Origin of the sequence: Klebsiella aerogenes, assembly GCA_029027985.1 — a bacterium.
GTDB lineage: Bacteria > Pseudomonadota > Gammaproteobacteria > Enterobacterales > Enterobacteriaceae > Klebsiella > Klebsiella aerogenes_A.
In genome coordinates this window covers 1,975,087-1,995,331 of the sequence record CP119076.1, presented here as the reverse complement: position 1 = coordinate 1,995,331, position 20,245 = coordinate 1,975,087, and the positions used below count along the sequence as shown (strand labels likewise).

At 52.0% G+C, this 20,245-nt stretch carries 17 protein-coding genes and 2 pseudogenes; 8 read left to right on the top strand and 11 right to left on the bottom strand.

The features are described from left to right. Positions 1-112 precede the first annotated feature (112 nt). Entirely contained in the window at positions 113-1,792 is a 1,680-nt protein-coding gene (gene dauA / locus PYR66_09460) for a C4-dicarboxylic acid transporter DauA (protein ID WEF29898.1), read from the top strand. A gap of 213 nt (positions 1,793-2,005) precedes the next feature. Here dauA and ychH read toward each other — a convergent pair whose 3' ends face one another. Continuing rightward, positions 2,006-2,281, bottom strand: a complete 276-nt coding sequence (ychH, locus tag PYR66_09455) for a stress-induced protein YchH (protein WEF29897.1) — start codon at positions 2,279-2,281, stop codon at positions 2,006-2,008. Positions 2,282-2,552: 271 nt separating this feature from the next. Here ychH and pth point away from each other — a divergent pair, with 271 nt between their 5' ends. The 3 genes from pth (at position 2,553) to PYR66_09440 (ending at position 4,996) form a co-directional block, all read left to right on the top strand. Then, positions 2,553-3,137: an aminoacyl-tRNA hydrolase gene (gene pth / locus PYR66_09450; GenBank protein ID WEF29896.1), complete on the top strand. Its 585-nt coding sequence runs from the start codon at positions 2,553-2,555 to the stop codon at positions 3,135-3,137. A 117-nt stretch (positions 3,138-3,254) separates the two neighbouring features. Continuing rightward, positions 3,255-4,346: a redox-regulated ATPase YchF gene (gene ychF, locus PYR66_09445; GenBank protein ID WEF29895.1), complete on the top strand. Its 1,092-nt coding sequence runs from the start codon at positions 3,255-3,257 to the stop codon at positions 4,344-4,346. A gap of 320 nt (positions 4,347-4,666) precedes the next feature. Further along, positions 4,667-4,996, top strand: coding sequence for a hypothetical protein (locus PYR66_09440; protein WEF29894.1), 330 nt, complete (start codon positions 4,667-4,669; stop codon positions 4,994-4,996). Here PYR66_09440 and PYR66_09435 read toward each other — a convergent pair. Beyond that, entirely contained in the window at positions 4,971-5,774 is an 804-nt protein-coding gene (locus tag PYR66_09435) for a DUF4225 domain-containing protein (GenBank protein ID WEF29893.1), read from the bottom strand. The genes PYR66_09440 and PYR66_09435 overlap by 26 nt on opposite strands. A 319-nt stretch (positions 5,775-6,093) precedes the next feature. Between PYR66_09435 and PYR66_09430 the strand changes: the two genes are divergently transcribed. The 4 genes and pseudogenes from PYR66_09430 (at position 6,094) to PYR66_09415 (ending at position 8,652) form a co-directional block, all read left to right on the top strand. Then, positions 6,094-6,921, top strand: coding sequence for an aminoglycoside phosphotransferase family protein (locus PYR66_09430; protein ID WEF30399.1), 828 nt, complete (start codon positions 6,094-6,096; stop codon positions 6,919-6,921). Positions 6,922-7,100: 179 nt separating this feature from the next. Beyond that, positions 7,101-7,634, top strand: a pseudogene (locus tag PYR66_09425) (SDR family NAD(P)-dependent oxidoreductase). A gap of 6 nt (positions 7,635-7,640) precedes the next feature. Further along, positions 7,641-7,844: a hypothetical protein gene (locus tag PYR66_09420; protein ID WEF30398.1), complete on the top strand. Its 204-nt coding sequence runs from the start codon at positions 7,641-7,643 to the stop codon at positions 7,842-7,844. A gap of 121 nt (positions 7,845-7,965) precedes the next feature. Next, a complete protein-coding gene (locus PYR66_09415) occupies positions 7,966-8,652 on the top strand; it encodes an RluA family pseudouridine synthase (protein ID WEF29892.1) in 687 nt (228 codons plus the stop codon). A gap of 4 nt (positions 8,653-8,656) precedes the next feature. On the opposite strand, the gene tdcG is transcribed toward PYR66_09415, so the two are convergent. The 9 genes and pseudogenes from tdcG to PYR66_09370 all read right to left on the bottom strand — a co-directional run bounded on the left by tdcG (position 8,657) and on the right by PYR66_09370 (position 19,875). After that, positions 8,657-10,021, bottom strand: coding sequence for an L-serine ammonia-lyase (tdcG, locus tag PYR66_09410; protein ID WEF29891.1), 1,365 nt, complete (start codon positions 10,019-10,021; stop codon positions 8,657-8,659). 87 nt (positions 10,022-10,108) lie between these two features. Continuing rightward, entirely contained in the window at positions 10,109-12,403 is a 2,295-nt protein-coding gene (gene pflB / locus PYR66_09405) for a formate C-acetyltransferase (protein WEF29890.1), read from the bottom strand. A 33-nt stretch (positions 12,404-12,436) separates the two neighbouring features. After that, positions 12,437-13,645, bottom strand: coding sequence for a propionate kinase (tdcD, locus tag PYR66_09400; protein ID WEF29889.1), 1,209 nt, complete (start codon positions 13,643-13,645; stop codon positions 12,437-12,439). A 28-nt stretch (positions 13,646-13,673) separates the two neighbouring features. Then, the gene (gene tdcC / locus PYR66_09395) at positions 13,674-15,005 is read right to left on the bottom strand and encodes a threonine/serine transporter TdcC (GenBank protein WEF29888.1); all 1,332 of its coding nucleotides are present in this window, start codon (positions 15,003-15,005) and stop codon (positions 13,674-13,676) included. A 21-nt stretch (positions 15,006-15,026) separates the two neighbouring features. Continuing rightward, positions 15,027-16,016, bottom strand: coding sequence for a bifunctional threonine ammonia-lyase/L-serine ammonia-lyase TdcB (gene tdcB / locus PYR66_09390; GenBank protein ID WEF29887.1), 990 nt, complete (start codon positions 16,014-16,016; stop codon positions 15,027-15,029). 98 nt (positions 16,017-16,114) lie between these two features. After that, positions 16,115-17,053 (bottom strand): transcriptional regulator TdcA, encoded by a 939-nt coding sequence (gene tdcA, locus PYR66_09385; GenBank protein ID WEF29886.1) that lies wholly within the window; start codon positions 17,051-17,053, stop codon positions 16,115-16,117. A gap of 585 nt (positions 17,054-17,638) precedes the next feature. Continuing rightward, positions 17,639-18,154, bottom strand: a complete 516-nt coding sequence (locus tag PYR66_09380) for a glycoside hydrolase family 3 N-terminal domain-containing protein (GenBank protein WEF30397.1) — start codon at positions 18,152-18,154, stop codon at positions 17,639-17,641. 5 nt (positions 18,155-18,159) lie between these two features. Then, positions 18,160-18,414 (bottom strand): carbohydrate porin, encoded by a 255-nt coding sequence (locus PYR66_09375; GenBank protein WEF29885.1) that lies wholly within the window; start codon positions 18,412-18,414, stop codon positions 18,160-18,162. A gap of 103 nt (positions 18,415-18,517) precedes the next feature. Further along, positions 18,518-19,875: pseudogene (locus tag PYR66_09370) on the bottom strand (glycoside-pentoside-hexuronide (GPH):cation symporter). Positions 19,876-20,245 lie beyond the last annotated feature (370 nt).

Below are 20,245 nucleotides of genomic sequence, written 5' to 3'. Positions count from 1 at the left end.
GAAAAACCCGCTGCGGCGGGTTTTTTTGTCTCTGATTCATATTTGTATGACTAATGCCTCCTTCACCTGCCATTCAGTTGACAGATGATGCGCCCATGGATGAAACATTATTGTGAATAAATTATTTTCCTCACATGTGATGCCTTTCCGCGCCCTCATCGACGCTTGCTGGAAAGAAAAATACACTGCATCGCGCTTCACCCGCGATGTGATTGCCGGGATAACCGTCGGGATTATTGCTATCCCGCTGGCGATGGCGTTGGCAATAGGTAGCGGCGTGGCGCCGCAGTATGGTCTGTACACCTCGGCGGTCGCGGGGATTGTGATCGCTCTGACCGGCGGTTCGCGCTTTAGCGTCTCCGGCCCCACCGCGGCATTTGTGGTGATCCTCTATCCGGTATCGCAACAGTTTGGCCTTGCAGGCCTGCTGGTGGCGACGCTGATGTCGGGTATTTTCTTAATCCTTTTCGGCCTCGCCCGTTTTGGCCGCTTGATTGAATATATTCCGCTGTCGGTCACCCTCGGCTTTACCTCCGGTATCGGTATCACCATCGGTACCATGCAAATTAAAGACTTCCTCGGCCTGCAGATGGTGCACGTACCGGAGCACTATCTGCAGAAAGTCGGCGCGCTGGCGATGGCGCTGCCGACGATCAACATTGGTGACGCGGCTATCGGCGTCGTCACGCTCGGCATTCTCATCTTCTGGCCGCGGCTGGGCATCCGCCTGCCGGGGCACCTGCCCGCATTACTGGCCGGTTGTGCGGTGATGGGTATCGTCAATCTGCTCGGCGGCCACGTGGCGACCATCGGTTCCCAGTTCCACTACATACTCGCCGACGGCAGCCAGGGTAACGGTATCCCGCAGCTACTGCCGCAATTGGTGCTGCCGTGGGATATGCCAGGTTCTGATTTCACTCTGAGCTGGGCTTCGCTGCAGGCGCTGCTACCTGCCGCCTTCTCCATGGCGATGCTCGGCGCCATTGAATCCCTACTCTGCGCCGTGGTGCTCGACGGCATGACCGGCACCAAGCACAAAGCCAACAGCGAGCTGATCGGCCAGGGGCTGGGCAATATCGTCGCACCGTTCTTCGGCGGTATTACCGCGACTGCGGCGATTGCCCGTTCCGCGGCTAACGTGCGCGCCGGAGCAACATCGCCAATCTCGGCGGTGATCCACGCGCTACTGGTGATCCTCGCGTTACTGATCCTCGCGCCGCTGCTCTCCTGGCTGCCGCTCTCGGCGATGGCCGCCCTACTGCTGATGGTGGCATGGAACATGAGTGAAGCGCATAAGGTGATCAACCTGCTGCGCCACGGACCGAAAGACGACATCATCGTCCTGCTGATGTGTATGTCGTTGACCGTGCTGTTTGATATGGTCATCGCCATTAGCGTCGGTATCGTGCTGGCATCGCTGCTATTTATGCGTCGCATCGCGCGCATGACGCGCCTCGCGCCGGTTAACGTTGATGTACCGGAGGATGTGCTGGTGCTGCGGGTTATCGGGCCGCTGTTCTTTGCCGCCGCGGAAGGGTTGTTTACCGATCTCGAAAGCCGGCTTGAGGGAAAACGCATTGTGGTGCTGAAGTGGGATGCGGTGCCGGTACTGGACGCCGGTGGTCTTGACGCCTTCCTGCGCTTTGTTCAACGCCTGCCGGAAGGCTGTGAATTACGGGTATCGAATCTCGAGTTCCAGCCGCTGCGCACCCTGGCGCGCGCAGGCGTCCAACCCATCCCCGGACGCCTGAGTTTCTACCCTGACCGCAATGCGGCGCTGGCGGATATCTGATTATCGCGCGGCGGGCCGCTGGGACTGCCGCATCCAACCGGGCATATCAGGCATCATCCGGGTTCCCTCCATCGGTACACAGAAACAAGCGATGGTGAAGGCGGCGAGGCAACAAAAAGTCAAACAGAGAGGCACGGACATCGCCCGTTGAATAAGGGCGATAGAAGAAAAACGCTCGCCGGAAGAAAAGAATATCCGACGAGCTGAATTCAGTTAGCTGTGGCGATGCTGGTCGCGGCGGCAGCGTTTATCATAGTGGCGGACCCACCAGTAACGGTCGGTGACTCTTTCATGGCCGCCGACACGGGCGCCCGCCAGCCACAATACCGCACCGACGAAAATACTTAACACCGCACCATGAGCGAAGAATTGCGGCAGATTAAGTTCCGGAAGTTGGTTTAAAATAGAATAACCAACGCCGACAACCATCACGACCAACCCTAAACCCATCAGTATGTTACCGAGTAACGAAGCGTTTCTGCGTTTCATATGTCACCTCCGGACCTTGGGCTACTTGGGAATATCCCCAAAATTTATAGGTTAAGTATAGACAATGGGGATAAGAGTGATTGCGTTGGTGATCACATTCGGGAACATCTGGTCAACAAAAGTTTACAAATAAGCTACTGAACAACATCAAATTCTAATGGTTCAACACGGAAATTATCAATGGCGACACCGTTTCGTCGGTAGAATTTTGTCAAGCGCCGCCGCAGACAGTACACTACGCGCCAAAGAACGACCCATGCAGGAATAAAAAGTGACGATAAAACTGATTGTCGGCCTGGCCAATCCCGGTGCGGAATACGCAGCGACGCGGCACAACGCCGGCGCCTGGTACGTAGATTTACTGGCGGAGCGTCACCGCGCGCCGCTGCGTGAAGAGAGCAAATTCTTCGGCTATACCTCGCGCATCAACTTTGCCGGGGAAGACGTGCGTCTGCTGGTGCCGACCACCTTTATGAACCTTAGCGGCAAGGCCGTGGCGGCCATGGCCACCTTCTACCGTATTAATCCGGATGAAATTCTGGTCGCCCACGACGAGCTAGATTTACCGCCCGGCGTCGCCAAATTTAAACTCGGCGGCGGACACGGCGGCCACAACGGCCTGAAGGACATCATCAGTAAACTCGGCAATAACCCGAACTTTCACCGCTTACGCGTCGGAATAGGCCATCCGGGCGACAAAAATAAAGTTGTCGGCTTCGTGCTGGGTAAACCACCGGCCAGCGAACAGAAGCTGATTGACGAAGCGGTTGACGAAGCGGCGCGCTGCACCGAGGTCTGGCTGAAAGACGGATTGACCAAAGCAACCAACCGTTTGCATGCCTTTAAAGCGCAATAAGCGGTCGACGTGCGGAATTTTTGCCGCGCACCGTGTATAATAGGCGAAGCTATTTACTTTTCTACAGTCTGTTATTCATAACAGACTGATTATCCAAAGATTAAGGTGATTTAAATCATGGGATTCAAATGCGGTATCGTCGGTTTGCCCAACGTCGGCAAATCCACCCTGTTCAATGCGCTCACTAAAGCAGGTATTGAAGCGGCCAACTTCCCGTTCTGTACCATCGAGCCGAACACCGGTGTCGTACCGATGCCCGATCCGCGTCTGGACAAACTGGCTGAGATCGTCAAGCCGCAGCGCATCCTGCCGACGACCATGGAATTCGTTGATATCGCCGGTCTGGTAAAAGGCGCGTCCAAAGGCGAAGGTCTGGGTAACCAGTTCCTGACCAACATTCGTGAAACCGAAGCGATCGGCCACGTGGTCCGCTGCTTCGAAAACGACAATATCATCCACGTCGCGGGTAAAGTCGATCCGGCGGAAGATATCGATGTTATCAACACCGAGCTGGCGCTGTCCGACCTTGATACCTGCGAGCGCGCTATCCATCGCGTTTCCAAGAAAGCGAAAGGCGGCGATAAAGACGCGAAAGTGGAGCTGGCCGCGTTGGAAAAATGCCTGCCGCAGCTGGAAAACGCCGGTATGCTCCGCGCGCTGGATCTGAGCAAAGAAGAGAAAGAAGCGATCCGCTACCTGAGCTTCCTGACCCTGAAACCGACCATGTACATCGCGAACGTCAACGAAGACGGCTTCGAGAACAACCCGTACCTCGACCAGGTTCGCGCTATCGCTGAGCAAGAAGGTTCCGTCGTGGTTCCCGTTTGCGCCGCCGTTGAAGCCGATATCGCCGAGCTGGATGACGAAGAGCGTGACGAGTTCATGGCTGAACTGGGCCTCGAAGAGCCGGGCCTGAACCGCGTGATCCGCGCCGGTTACGCCCTGCTGAACCTGCAGACCTACTTCACCGCTGGCGTGAAAGAAGTTCGCGCATGGACCATCCCGGTTGGCGCGACCGCGCCGCAGGCTGCCGGTAAAATCCATACCGACTTCGAAAAAGGCTTTATCCGCGCCCAGACCATCGCCTATGAAGATTTCATCGCTTTCAAAGGCGAACAAGGGGCGAAAGAAGCCGGTAAGATGCGTGCGGAAGGTAAAGACTATATCGTCAAAGATGGCGATGTAATGAACTTCCTGTTCAACGTCTAAATTAAATTTGTTGTCTCGTGAGGTTTCATTGAACCTCATGAGCATAGTAAAAAACTATAAAATCCACGCAATTGCGTGGATTTTTTTCGTCTCCACCCCGGTATCAAACTTAACCATTTCAGATGGTCCTCGTTGCGCCAGGAGCGGACGTTAAGAAAATGGCTTGTTTTACTCAATCGCGGCAAATCAGAGAGATTTAGGATCCGTTGGATACCTAAACATAGGGCAATATCGACACATTTCGGATAGTGAACGTAAAAGACGGAAGAAAAGGTACTAATAAATAGTGTATGCTTTTTTAATCAGTTCAGAAGGAGAGAATGACGGTGGAGAACCAGGAACTTATCGCGGCAGGTTTCACAAGTAAGGATATTGAAAAGATTAAACGCCACCAGGCAACCGGGGACTCCCTGGACAAGATTCTGAAGGATCTATCCGGTCATTTCCTGTCGGTAACCTGGATCGCCGGCGGAATGGCGATCATTACCCTGCTTACAGCGATTTTTGGTAGTCCTACCCACATTATCTCCTGTGCAGTTGCCGTCATATTCCTATTAGTTGTGCTGCTTCTGGTGATGCCAGTCAAACTCGGATACAAATCATGGAAGTTGATGAGGTCGCATATCAGCGATTCCGGTCATCAGAGGTAAGTCGTTCCAGTACCACCTTCGCACTGACGCCCCATCCCAGAACTTTCATACTCAGTTTACCCGCAGACATTGTTTCTACTTTGCGGAAATAATCACCTGGGAGGTAACGAAAAAGCCGCCAGGCCTCCGCTCTACCAGTCAACCCGAACACACCATACACGCTGGCGGCAAGGGTGGTTGCATTAAAGACCCCCAGGCCGACATCGCGACTGAACCCCATAAACTCCGCCACGGACATAGCGCCGTCTGCAAGAATCCCCTCAGAGGTCGGTTCATGCAGAAACTGGCGGGCCACTTCTCTTGATACCGTATTTAGAGCATCACCGACCAGCACTGCACCGGCAAGCATCCCTACAGGTGTCATGGTGGCTATCATCACTCCGCCAAACACCGCCTGAACGCCTGCAAGAACGACTTTTATCCCGGAAATGAAGTATCCAACAACTTTATTCTGTTCAGTTACATATTGAACTTCAGCGTAGAGCCGGGCATAACCGGTTTTCAGCATGCGTGACTGTTCAAGCAGGCTCTCATTCTCAGCCCTGAGTTTTTTCAGGCAGGTAATGCTGTCGTCATCGTTCCTGGCTCGCCTTGCTGCATCAAACTGCTGCATGACAACCTGTCTTATTTCATCTACGAATTTCAGACGGGTCAATGAATCACTGAGGTGCATGGCCGCAACCGTATTTGCGGTATTCACAAGTTTCCTGGCCTCAAGATTGATCATTGTATCAACCCACTGACGCCGACTCTGACCGGGAAAAAGAGCGATATCCATTTCATCTTCCTTAATTATTATTAGAAGGACAACACCAGAGAATGGTCTCTTCATGACAGCCTGTTCTCATCCGGAAACGTCCTTGAGAATATTAAACAAGCGAAGCCACAATACCCATTATCATCACCGCAGTTACACTGTATATCAAAGCCAAGTTCAGCCCTCCGGGCTGAGGCAAAGCTGAAATGTCCACTCCGTGCCAGAAGCGGAAGTTGCCTTACTAAAAACAGCATGCAGGAAAGCACTTCACCTATGGGTTAAAATGCCTGAATGCATGTCTGTTTCTCGCTCTGATGGTAAGGATGTTAAAGAAAGTTTTATGGATACGTTCAAGTTAAAACCTTGGCTAAATCGCTGGAACCTCATTCCTGATGGCACTCCATTTATAACTCATACATCACAGTTATATCCGGTCAAAACAGCAGCACACGGTATTAAAGCCATGTTAAAAGTTACGGATGATACTGATGAACAAGCCGGTAATGCACTAATGGCATGGTGGGAAGGGAATGGCGCAGCACAGGTGATTGCACATGAAAATGAAGCAATACTTCTCTCAAGAGCCACAGGTTCCGCGTCTTTATCAGCAATGTCCCGTGGAGATAAGGATGACGTAGCTTGTCGTATTTTGTGTATTACTGCGAACCGACTTCATTCATTCACAAAAAGACCGTTACCCCAGCTTACACCTTTACATGAATGGTTTAATCCTTTAAAACCAGCAGCCTTGAAGTATGGCGGTATGCTGACACGTTGCGCAGAAATTTCAGAAGAATTACTTTCTTCTCCGCAAGATGTGGTTGCATTACATGGTGACTTACATCACGGTAATGTGCTTGATTTTGAAGCGTCTGGTTGGTTGGCCATTGACCCCAAAGGGCTAATAGGTGAACGGGGATTCGACTTTGCTAATATTTTTACTAATCCGGATCTTGGTAATCCAGTGCCTCCTGTCGCGACTGTACCGGAGACATTTAAACGACGTCTAAGTATCGTCACCAAAATGGCTGACCTGGACAGAGAACGCCTGCTCAAATGGATAATTGCATGGTGTGGCCTTTCAACCGCCTGGTCCCTCTCAAGTAACGAAACTATTTCAGCAACAATAAAAGTTGCCGAGTTGGCGATGATTGAATTGGGGCTGTGAGTGGGATACTGACCCGTTGAACTCACAGCCAGAAGCGGACGGATTGGCACGCTATTAAAAAGATTGCAGTACAGCTTATCCAACCCGTCGTCTAAAAATGGCACTAACTGAAAGATGCTAATCCAACTCCTCATGTATATCTATCTCCACACATAGTCATTAGTAAAGGATGGATGAAGATGCTGAGAGGTAAAAGAGCTGTGATTACCGGTGGCGGAGGTGGATTTGGTCAGGCGCTGTGCGTGTGGTTGGCGCGAGAAGGCGTAGAGGTGGATTTTTGCGCGAGGCGTGCTGATGATATTCAAAAAACCTGTAACACCATCACGGCTGAAGGCGGGATTGCAAAAGGGTATGTCTGTGATTTAACCCAGCCTGATGCCATTGCTCAGTTTTCTTCACAGTTATTAACTTCAGACAAGCCCATAGATATTTTAATCCTCAATGCTGCTCAGTGGTTATCCGGAACGTTAGACGATCAACCAGACACAGAAATTATCAATACTGTCAGCTCAGGACTAACAGGTTCGATTCTACTGACTCAGGCGGTGCTGCCCAGCTTAAGACGTTCAGAAAGTGCGGATATAGTCTCAATTATATCTTCATGTGGGATTCCGAATTTTACAGATTCAATTGCGCATCCCGCTTTTTTTGCCAGTAAACACGGCCTTAGCGGGTTTACAACTAAACTCTCACACCAGTTGTCCGAAGAGAATATACGTGTGACCGGGTTGTACCCCCCGGATTTCGAACTGACAGGGCTAGATACGTTTATAGATAGCCAATCCAAAATGGGGGAGCGTTTAATGAATGGGCGCTCGATCTGGGAAACAATTCGCTTTGTGTTGTCTCAACCGCGTAGTTGCCACATTAGTAGCATCTATTTTGACGGTCCTACACGCGAAAAACTGAGGGATAACGGCTGAATTTGGGGACGTTGAACAGAGTAGCCAACGTCCCCTCCTGGCTCCCCTCAGCCCATCTTAGCATTCGCCAGCGGCCTCCGGATTCGTTATCATCCGCCCTCACCCCTTTAAAGCGTGCTCCATGTCTACCATCGTCGATACCTTTGTTGCCCCGTCCTGCTCCGCGCAAATTGAAATCCTCTACGAGGACAAACATCTGTTGCTGATTAACAAGCCCAGCGGCTTGCTCAGCCTGTCGGGTAAGAATCCGCAGAATCTGGATTCGGTCCATTACCGTTTAGTGCAGGACTACCCGGGCTGCACGCTGGTGCATCGGCTCGATTTTGGTACTTCCGGGTTGATGGTGGTGGCGCGCAACAAAGCGATCAACGCCGCGCTGTGCCAGCAGTTCAGCCAGCGCGCGGTCAGTAAGGTCTATAACGCGCTATTATGCGGGCATCTGGCGGAAGATGAAGGGGTAATAGATGCGCCGATTGCCAAAGATCCGGCGCTATTTCCCCGCATGACGATTTGCGCGCAGAACGGCAAACCGGCGCGCTCGCGCTATCAGGTGCTCTCACGGGAATGGCGGCAGGTCACAGACGGTTCACAGGCGTTAACCCGCGTACGTTTGTTGCCGGAGACCGGGCGCACCCACCAGTTACGTATCCACTGCCAGTATCTGGGGTACCCCATTCTCGGCTGCGATCTCTACGGAGGGCTGGCGGCGCACCACGCCCCGCGTCTGATGCTCCACGCCAGCGAACTACATTTTCACCATCCGATGAGTGGTGAAGCGATAGCTGCACGCCAGCCCAGCCCCTTCTGATCGGTCAATCGCAAATGACTTTAATCGCCAGCCCGCCGCGCGAGGTCTCGCGGTACTTGTCGTTCATGTCTTTGCCGGTTTCATACATAGTTTCGATCACCTTATCGAGGCACACCCGCGGCTCGCTGGTACGGCGTAGCGCCATCCGCGCGGCGTTGACTGCCTTCACCGCATTAATGGCGTTGCGCTCAATACAGGGGATCTGCACCTGTCCGGCGACAGGGTCACAGGTCAGGCCAAGATTATGTTCCATGGCGATTTCGGCGGCATTACACACCTGCGCCGGACTGCCGCCAAGCAGTTCCGCCAGCCCCGCAGCCGCCATCGAGCAGGCCACGCCAATCTCGCCCTGACAGCCGACTTCCGCGCCGGAGATGGAGGCATTCATCTTGTACAGCGAGCCGATCGCTGCCGCAGCCAACAAATAGCGGGCAATGGAGTTGGCGTTCACCGGGCGGCGAAACTTATCATAATAGGCCAGCACCGCCGGAATAATCCCACACGCGCCATTGGTCGGTGCGGTAACGACCCTGCCGCCGGCGGCATTCTCTTCGCTCACCGCCAGCGCGAACATATTGATCCAATCGATCACGTTCATCGGATCACGGGAAAGGCTGTCGCTGGCAACTAACTGTCGACGCAGCGCCGCCGCCCGGCGCGGCACGTTAAGCGGGCCTGGCAACACGCCTTCGGTGTTCATTCCACGTTCAATACCGTTGCGCATCACCGCATAAATGGCGGCAAAACCAGCATCGACTTGCCCTTTATCACGCAGCGCCAGCTCGTTTTGCATCATCAGGCCGGAAATGGAAAGGCCATGGTGCCCGCACAGCTGGAGTAGTTCATGGGCGGAGCGGAAATCAAAAGGTACCGGCGTCGCGATATCGTGAGTCTGGCCAAAGCGCGCTTCCTCAACGATAAAACCGCCGCCAATCGAGTAATAGGTTTTGCTTAACAGCGGCTGCTGGTCATTCCAGGCACTGATGCGCATGCCATTCTCATGGCGCGCCAGCGCGTTATCGTGAAAAATAATGCTCTCCGGCAGCGGGAAATCAACCCGCTGGCTATCCATCGCCACCGGCAGGCGGCCGCACTCTGTCACCTGCTGAATAAATGCCGGAATAGCGTCAATATCAACATCCTGCGGGCTATTACCCGCCAATCCCATCATGATAGCGACATCGGTCGCATGGCCTTTGCCTGTCAGCGACAGCGAGCCATAGAGATCGACGACAATACGCGTGGTCTGCGGTAAGTTGCCGCTGGCGACCAGTTCGGCAATAAAACATTTCCCCGCATTCATGGGGCCCACCGTATGGGAGCTTGAAGGACCAATACCAATTTTGAAAATATCGAAAGCGCTAATCATATCCACACCTCGGTTTACCGTGCAGTGAAGACCAAATGTCACATCGATGATAAAAAGCAGGGCGACCATTTGCGTCGCCCTGTTGCGTTACAGCGCCTGAGTGAAGGTCCGCGAAATGACATCCTGCTGTTGTTCATGGGTCAGCGCGTTGAAGCGCACCGCATAACCCGAAACGCGGATGGTCAGGTTCGGATAGTTTTCCGGATGGGCGATAGCATCCAGCAGCATTTCGCGGTTCATCACGTTGACGTTGAGATGCTGGCCGCCTTCAATCCGCTCTTCATGATGGAAGTAGCCATCGAGCAGACCGACGAGGTTGGTTTGTCGGACACCCTCCTCTTTCCCTAACGCCGCCGGCACGATCGAGAAGGTATAGGAGATCCCGTCCTTCGCGTAGGTGAACGGCAGTTTCGCCACAGAAGTTAGCGAGGCGACCGCCCCTTTACGATCGCGACCGTGCATTGGGTTCGCTCCCGGCGCAAACGGCGTACCGGCGCGACGGCCGTCCGGGGTGTTACCGGTTTTCTGACCGTACACCACGTTGGAGGTGATAGTCAGAATCGACTGCGTCGGCACTGCGTTGCGGTAGGTCGGCAACACCTTAATTTTCTTCATAAAGCGTTCAACCAGGTCGCAGGCGATGCTGTCAACGCGCTGGTCGTTGTTACCATACTGCGGATAGTCGCCGTCGATCTCAAAGTCGATCGCCAGGCCGCTGTCGTCGCGAATCGGCTTCACCTTCGCGTGCTTGATGGCCGACAGAGAATCCGCCGCCACCGACAGCCCGGCAATGCCGCAGGCCATCGTGCGATACACATCGCGATCGTGCAGCGCCATCAGCGAGGCTTCATAGCTGTACTTATCGTGCATGTAGTGAATGATATTCAACGCACTGATGTATTGCACCGCCAGCCAGTCCATGAAGTGATCGAGACTCGCCATCACTTTGTCGTAATCCAACACCGCGTCCATTAGCGGTGCGGTTTTCGGCCCAACCTGGATTTTAAGTTTCTCATCCACCCCGCCATTGATTGCATACAGCAGCGTTTTTGCGAGGTTGGCGCGGGCGCCGAAGAACTGCATCTGCTTGCCGATAACCATCGGGCTGACGCAGCAGGCAATAGCGTAATCATCACTATTGAAATCGGCGCGCATCAGGTCGTCGTTTTCATACTGCAGCGAGGAGGTGATGATCGACACTTGAGCGGCGTATTTCTTAAAGGCGATCGGTAGCGCTTCCGACCACAGCACGGTGAGGTTCGGTTCCGGCGCCGGACCCATGGTGTGCAGCGTATGCAGGTAGCGGAACGAGTTTTTCGTCACCAGCGTGCGGCCATCCAGCCCCATCCCACCGATCACCTCGGTGGCCCAGATAGGATCGCCGGAGAACAGCGTGTCGAATTCCGGCGTACGCAGGAAACGCACCATGCGGATCTTCATAATGAAATGGTCGATCAGCTCTTGTGCCTGCTGTTCATCGAGGATCCCTGCCTGGAAGTCACGTTCAATATAGATATCAAGGAACGAAGCGGTGCGTCCCAGCGACATCGCGCCGCCGTTTTGCGATTTCACCGCCGCCAGATAGGCGAAGTAAACCCACTGCACCGCTTCCTGGGCGGTACGCGCCGGGCGGGAGATATCACAACCGTATTTCGCCGCCATTTCCTGCATTTGCAGCAGCGCGCGGCGGTGCTCCGCCAGCTCTTCACGCAGGCGAATAGTGGCTTCCAGATCCTGCCCGCGTTCCAGCGTTGCTTGTAGATCGGCAAACTGCAGTTCGCGCTCGCGCACCAGATAACCAATGCCGTACAGCGCCACGCGGCGATAATCGCCGATGATGCGTCCGCGGCCGTAACCGTCCGGCAGGCCGGTCAGCACGCCGGATTTACGGCAGCGCAGCATATCCGGCGAATAGGCATCGAAGACGCCCTGGTTGTGGGTTTTACGCAATTCGCTAAACAGATATTCAAACTCGCTATCCATTTCGCGGCCGTAGGCATCAAACGAGCTTTTAATCATATTGATGCCGCCGAACGGATGCAGCGCGCGCTTGAGCGGTTGATCCGTTTGCAGGCCGACGATTTTTTCCAGCGTCTGCTCAATATAGCCAGCATCGTGAGCGGTAATGGTGGTGGCAATATTGCTATCAAAATCGACTGGCGCGTGGGTGGCATTCTCCACGCGGATCCCGGCCATCACTTTTTCCCACAACGCGGTAGTCGCAGGCGTCGCCTCAGCGAGGAAAGATTCATCCCCGGTGTATGGCGTATAGTTGCGCTGAATAAAATCACGGACATTAATTTCTTCTTTCCAGTCCGTACCGTTAAATCCGTGCCATGCTTCGGCGTACAGCATATCGCTGGTATCGATATTTACCTTCATGAAAAATAATCTCTCTACAGGACAACAACTCAATTAAACAAATTCTACGGCGGCATTAATTCTGCCTAAATGAATCGCGTCGAGCGCAATCATCTTCTCTTCATTGGTGGGGATCACCGCGCACACGACTTTTGCTTCGCGGGCGGAAATAATGCGCTCGCCGGTGGAGTTCGGTTGTTTATTTAGCTCATCATTCAGGCTGACGCCGAATACCGCCAAATGTTCGATAACCAACTGGCGAATAAGTACCGAGTTCTCACCAATACCGCCGGTAAAAATAATACCGTCAAGACGCGGCAACGAAGCCGCATGGCCAGCAATATGGCGGGCAATACGATGCACAAAAGTTTTAATCGCCAGTTGCGCGCGCTCATGCCCATCATGCCAGGCTTTTTCCAGCACCCGCAGATCGGATGACAGCCCGGAAATGCCCAACAGGCCGGACTCTTTATTCACCACCCGTTCGAGGTCGCTGAGCGTCTGGTTAGTTTCGCTGGCAATCCACGCCATCGCGCCAAAATCGACATCGCCGCTCCGGGTCCCCATCATCAACCCTTCCAGCGGCGTCATGCCCATGGACGTGTCAACGCTTCGCCCGTTGTGTACCGCGCAAATCGACGCGCCGTTGCCAAGGTGGGCAATCACCAGCCCGCTGTCCTGCTCAGGTAACTCAAGCAGCGCCAGCGCGCGCTGGGCTACATAACGGTGCGAAGTGCCATGGAAACCATAGCGGCGCACGCCCCATTGTTGGTAATAGTCCCACGGCAGGCCGTAGAGAAACGCTTCCGGCGCCAGCGTCTGGTGGAAGCTGGTATCGAATACCGCCACCTGTTGTACGCCAGGGAACAATTGCTGCGCCGATTCGATTCCGCTGAGGTTGGCGTAATTATGCAGCGGCGCCAGCGGCGACACCTGGCGAATATTATTGATGACGTCATCAGTAATCATCACCGATTCGGTAAATATGCTGCCGCCGTGTGCGATACGGTGGCCAATTAACGCCACGCTATCGATTAAATCGCGTTTTTCTAATTCAAATGCAATCGCCTTCAATGCGCCTTCGTAGCTGCGGTGAGCCAGCCTGGCTGGCTCACCGCCATTAACTGACAGGAACGCATTTTCAGAATTAATGCCATCTGCAATGCCAGCCATTAATACATCACAGCTGGCGGCATCAAGGACTGAAAATTTAATTGAAGACGAGCCGCAGTTAATGACCAGTACTACCGGATATTCATTCATGTCATCACTCCGCTCGTCCTGAGCTTAATTAAAACAGTTTGTAAACGATGTTCAGAATGGTCAGCAGACCGATAGCCGTGACGAAGACGTTATCCAGGCGGCCACGATATTTGGCCAGCGACGGTGCTTTACGGATAGCGTACATCGGCAGCAGGCAGAGCAGCGAGGCGATAATCGGTGCGCCCATCGCTTCAATCAGGTCAAGAATGTTCGGGTTGGCGTAAGCGACGACCCAGGTTGAGCCCATGATGAAGATCATGCTGATGGTGTTGAGCTTGCCGCTGGAAACCCGGGTTTTATCGCCTTTGTAACCAAACTTCAGCACCAGACCGTTCAGCCCTTCCAGGGTGCCAAGGTAGTGGCCGAAGAAGGATTTGAAAATCGCCACCAGCGCGATGATTGACGCGCCGTATTCAAGGACCGTTGCGAATGTTGATTTGGTGCCTGACAGCGAAGCAAAGTGGTTAGCCAGGTAAGAGAGCACCGGGATATTCTGCGCTTTAGCGTCCGCCATGTTTTGCGGCGACAGCGTAAACAGGCAACTAAAGGCGAAAAACATCACCACGGCGACCATCAGCATGCTGGCGCGGGAGATAATCTGCGAACATTTACGCTCGGTAAACTCACGGCCAAACTCTTTCTCATACTCTTCACGCTTGGAGACCACGAACGAGGAGACGATCGGCGAGAAGTTGAACGAGAACACCATAATTGAGATGCCCAGCCAGACAGTCACCAGAATGCCATCGTGACCGGTCAGCGAGATGTCGCTCAAATTCACCTGATCGATAACTGCGGCGTTCCAGTACGGGATCAGCGACAGCGAAATCAGCACCAGACTGGCGATAAACGGCCATACCAGATAGCTCATCACCTTCACCATCAGGTCTTTACCAAACCAGATGACAAACGCCATCAGCAGTAGCAGGAACAGCGCGACAAAACCGCGGTTCAGCGCTGGCATCTGCAGCTGGTTTTCCCAGAAGGTCATAAAGGTATTGGTGATCGTGACACCGTAAATCCACAGCAACGGACAAATCGCGAAGAAGTACAGGAAGGTAATCACTACCCCGCCGGTTTTACCAAAGTGCTCCTCCACGGTTTCGGTAATGTTGCCGGAAGGGTTAGAGCCGGAAAGACATAGTCGCGCCAGCGCCCGGTGGCAATAGAAGGCGATCGGGTAGGCCAAAACTAACATCAATAAGATGGGGATCAGGCCGCCGAAGCCAGCGCGGATCGGGAAGAATAATACCCCAGCGCCAATGGCGGTGCCGAATAAGCCCAGGGTCCAGGTGGTGTCCGATTTGCGCCAGGACGACTCTCTTGTCTGGCTGGATACAATGCTATCAGTGGTACTCATATCCTATCCTCATCAAAAAGATTAAGCGTCAACTAAACCAGTAATTTGCGATACACGAGACAGGTCGATATTGCCGCCAGAAATAATGCTGACGGTTTTACGGTTCTGGATATAGCTATCCAGCTTGCCGCTTAATAATGCGGCGCAGGCTAAAGCCCCGGCTCCTTCGGTGATAACTTTATTACGCTGAATAAGCGCAACCATGCTATTGCGAATTTCATCTTCGCTGACCAGGACAATATCATCGACTAATTCCCGGACGATTTGATAGGTGATATTCCCCGGGCGAGAAACATCGCAACCATCAGCCAGCGTGGCGCTGGTACGGTGATTCGTTATTTCTCCGGCATAATAAGAGGCAGCCATACCGTGAACATTTTCTGACTGTACGCCAATAATACGGATGGTCGGATTGATAGATTTAATCGCCACCGCAACCCCGGCAATTAAACCACCGCCGCCGATGGGCACAATGACGTTATCGACATCATATAAATCTTCCATAATTTCGAGGCCAATCGTGCCCTGACCGGCAATCACTTTCGGATCGTCGTACGGAGGAATAAATATCCGCCCTTCCATTTCGACAATTTCACTCACTTTGGCAATGGTGTCATTGAAGTTATCGCCGTGCAGCACCACTTCCGCCGAGTAATCGCAGGTCGCCGCCACTTTCGATTTTGGTGCCCCTTTCGGCATTACTACTTTACCGTCAATGCCGAGCATGGCGCAGGAAAGCGACACGCCCTGCGCATGGTTGCCGGCGGAACAGGCCACCACCCCCTTGCGTTTTTCGGCGTCGGTCAGCGAACTGAGCTTGTTAAAAGCCCCGCGAATTTTAAATGAACCGGTACGCTGCATATTTTCAAACTTGAGGAATATTTCACCTTTGCAACGTTCGCTAAAATAGTTAGAGCGCGGCATCCCCGTTTTATATATTTTACCGGCTAATCTTTTTTTCGCTTCGAGGATATCTTCAATAGCAACCGGGAGATCGTATGTAATATGCATTAGAACCTCTTAACCTGGAATTGAACAAATAGAATCCACGGGCCAGCAACTGATAAACAGTTCGCGGCTTGATGTTTAACTAAAATAAAAAGACGGCATTAATCAACAGTAATTAATTGTCGTCGCCTACAACCGCTATGGGCTGAATATTCTTTCGCTAATTCGACTAACGCCGAGGCGGCGCTTTTAATACGATAATTCTTCGACCATACCGCCGCATAATGCGCCACCGGTAAAGCATCGGCGACCGGGATGGTAATAAACTGGTTGGAACCAAAAGGCGCGGTCATATCACAAGGAATAACCGTCAGGAAATCAGCATTGAGAACAAGATTATAAATAGTGACAACGGAGTCTGTTTTAACGATGTTTTCATTGTTGATGCCACTGCGTTGAAGCGTTGCGAGGAGTTCGCTGTAGTAACCCATATTGGTTTGCGGCAACACCCACTGTTCGTTTTGTAACGACGCCAGCGTGGCGGTGCCGGTGCGCGTTCGTGATTTACTGGCCACCAGCACAAACTCGGATTCAAATAGCGGCTCAACGTGCAGATCGTGCAGTTTCATTTCGTCGCTAAGGGTGCCGATGGCGAAGTCGAGACGGCCATCGCGAATCGCCGGCAAGAACGACGAGAGCTGCGCTTCGTACATCGAGACCTGCGCTTTTGGGAAGATCTTTTTGAATTTGTGGATCATATCCGACATAAAGGTGAAGCCGATCAGCGACGGAAAACCGAAAGAGACATCAACGACAGTGCTACAAGTCATGCTGTTCATTTCGTTAACCATATTCTTCATTTCACGGGTAATCGATTCCGACCATGTCAGCAGCACCTGCCCGGCATCAGTTAAGGTGACGCCGGTATTTTTACGCACCATCAATTCAGTGCCGAAATAGTCTTCAATATCATTAATCGTTTTACTGACGGCAGGTTGTGTTAAGCCTAACTCTTTTGCTGCCGAACCAATCGAACCACTTCTGATAACCTCCTGGAATACAACCAGGTGCTGGGTTTTAGGGAGCGGAATAGTATTCATATTGGTAATCCACGTTAATGACTTTCTTGACGCCGGGAAGTGTATCAAATGATGATCGCGCGGTTGTGTGAGACCACTCACAAAGCCCCGTCGCCTATAATTAACCTCATCCGTGGAATAAAATAAAACCATATTTATCATCAGGATAAATAAAAAAACGAGAAATTAAGCATGATTTTTGTCAAGAAAATATGAGGGGATAAAAAATAGTTATGGGGATAAAAAAGGTTATTTTTCGCTCTATTCGCCATGAATAAAAAGTACAATATTCAAGCAAAGAACGAGGAAATTGTATGCAAATCACTGATTAAAACGCAGATATAAAAAATCAAATAAAATGACAAAACTGTGTTTATTTCGTGTCATTCCGCTATGGGGTCACAATTTCTCACCTTATTTGTATGTAAAGATATATTTCATTAATATCAATGAAAATAAAAACAAACAAATACATTGCATTTATAACATCATATTAACCACGTTTTTAGGTCATTTTATAGCAGGTAATTCCTTGATAAAAATCAATCTCGACTTTTCATCCAACCCAACGGCTGGCAAATAGTGATTTGTGCTAATCATCACAAATCAGTAAAACAACCCGGCTATGTTCCAGTTCCAGTATCCTGCCAACCTGCGACGAGCCTCACAATCTGTAGGTAATGCTCGCCGCGGATCGACAACGCTATGAGCGTTAATCGTCAATGTGCCGCTCGCCAGCGCCGCCAGGGTGTTATCCTCGCCGGCATTCACCTCCGCGCCATTATTGCCGATCACCATATAAAGGTCGTTCTGGGCGCGGACCATCGCTGCCGTATTGTGACGCGACGCTTCGCCGCCGCGCACCGGATCGTTCATCGTCGCCCACCAATCGGTCATCACGATCCCGTCAAATCCCCACTCCTCACGCAGCAGTGTGGTGGTGAGGTCGTAGTTGGAGGCCGCATGGAAACCGTTAACCGGGTTATAGGCGGTCATCACCGCACAAGCGCTGCCCGCTTTTACCGCATATTCAAAACCTTTAAGGTAGATCTCGCGTAGCGCGCGCTCAGAAACAACAGCATCAACTCTGGCACGGGCAAACTCCTGGTTATTACAGGCCAGATGCTTCAGGGTAGCGATACCGCCGCCGCTGCTGCTGCGCCCACCTGTACCGATGGCGCGCTTTTCACCGCCGCCACCTGCTGCTGTTGCAGCGTCTGGATTTGCGCTTCCGCCGCACTGGCGCGTTGTTCCGCCTGCATTAAACGCTGCTCCAGTTGCGCCAGACGTTGATTAATATCGACAGCTTTATTATTTTCCGCTGCCATCAGACCAGAGGACATGGCGACGCTAATGGCTAACGCCACATATTTCAGTTTCATTTATTGCATCCCTCAATGAATTATTATTTATTTTTGGCAAAGGCATGCCCGGGACAATACGGGGAAAATACCCCCTATTGTCTCCCGGACGTTGCCGAATGAATTAAGACTGTGCGAAGGTTCCGTTTTTTAAATCAGTTACGATGCCGTTCATTTTGTTTTCGGTTAAGCCATAGAATTTAATCGAGAGCGCTGTCAGGACGTAGAACAACGCCGGGACCAGGGTGAACAGCAGCACCACGCCATGTACCGCTGATGCGGGCTGCGCCGCGCTGTTGGCGGCATAATGGAAGTATGCCAGCACCCAGCCCAACACCGCCCCACCGACGGCGACACCCAGTTTTATCACGAAGATATTGGCCGCGACGTTCATGCCGGTAATACGCCGTTGGGTTTTCCACTCACCATATTATTGGTATCGGTAATCATTGACCACTGCAGCGCGCCATTACCGCCCTGAATAATAGAAATCAGGATGTGTACCGTCAGCACCAGCGTCCAGTATTGCACCGGGACAATAAAGCAAAGGACGCCAAGCGCAGCGGTCAGCAGGTTAATCCAGAACGACAGTTTCACTTTGCAAAAACGGGTGCCGAATGGTTTGGCCAGTACCGAACCAAGCATGGAGGCAAACATCCCACCCAGCATAAATAGCGTAATCACCTCCGCGCCTTTATTCAGCACACTATTCACGTAATAGACCACCGAACCGCCGCGGATCACCACCGCCACCAACATCATAAAGTTATAGACCGAGAGGATGAGCCACTGCTCGTTGCGAAAAAGGATTTTAACATCGCGGGTAATATTGAGATTTTCCTCTTTAATCGGCTGCACGCGCTCTTTAGTGGTGGCGAAGCAGACGATAAACATCAGACAACCAATGACGCCAAACAACGCCATCGACACCTGGATACCGGTCGCGCGATCGCCGGGATAGAGAAAATCAGCCAGTGGTAAAATAAACGCCGTGCCCAGCGCGCCGCCGATGGGAGTGATAGCGAAGCGCCAGGATTGCAGCGAGAGGCTTTCACGCGGGTCGGAGGTGAGTGCCGCCCCCAATGAGCAGTAAGGTATATTAATCGCGGTGTACATTAGCGTCATAAATATATATGCCGCTACCGCATAGACAATTTTGCCTGAATCGGAGAACGAGGGGATGGAATAAACCAGCACGCAGCTAACGGCAAACGGAACGCAAATCGCCAGCAGCCACGGACGAAAGTGTCCCCAACGGGTGGAGGTGGCATCGGCAATCGCCCCCATGATCGGATCGGTAATCGCATCCAGCAGGCGTACCAGCAGAAACATAGTACCCATCACCGCCGGCGGCAGGCCATAAATATCGGTATAAAAATAAGCAAGGATGGCAACGGATGAGTCAAACACAATATGACTGGCCGCATCCCCCAGGCTATAACCGACTTTCTCTTTTATCGAAATTTTATCGCCAGCAGACATACATTACTCCTTCAGGTCAAATGTAACCGGTTTCTTTCTGGCCTGCATTCTTCCCTTTTAGCGCCTCCTGTCGCCATTATGTTTTTTTATTAATTATTTATGTTTTTTAATTTATGTGATCGCGAGAGTGTTCAAATGAAAGGGTGAAATAGGTTTTGTTTTGCCGATCACAATTTACCAGCGGATTACTGATTCATTTTAATCATTGAGGGTGAGAACCTGTTCTTTTATCGCACATAATAAGATCGATACCGTTAGCCATTTATCACTCTTACTCCCTAATTATATTTTTTATTAATATTCGCAAGGCGATTCATTATATTTACATCATTCTCGTCAGGCTAAGTTGGCATAACGGCATCCTGTCGCT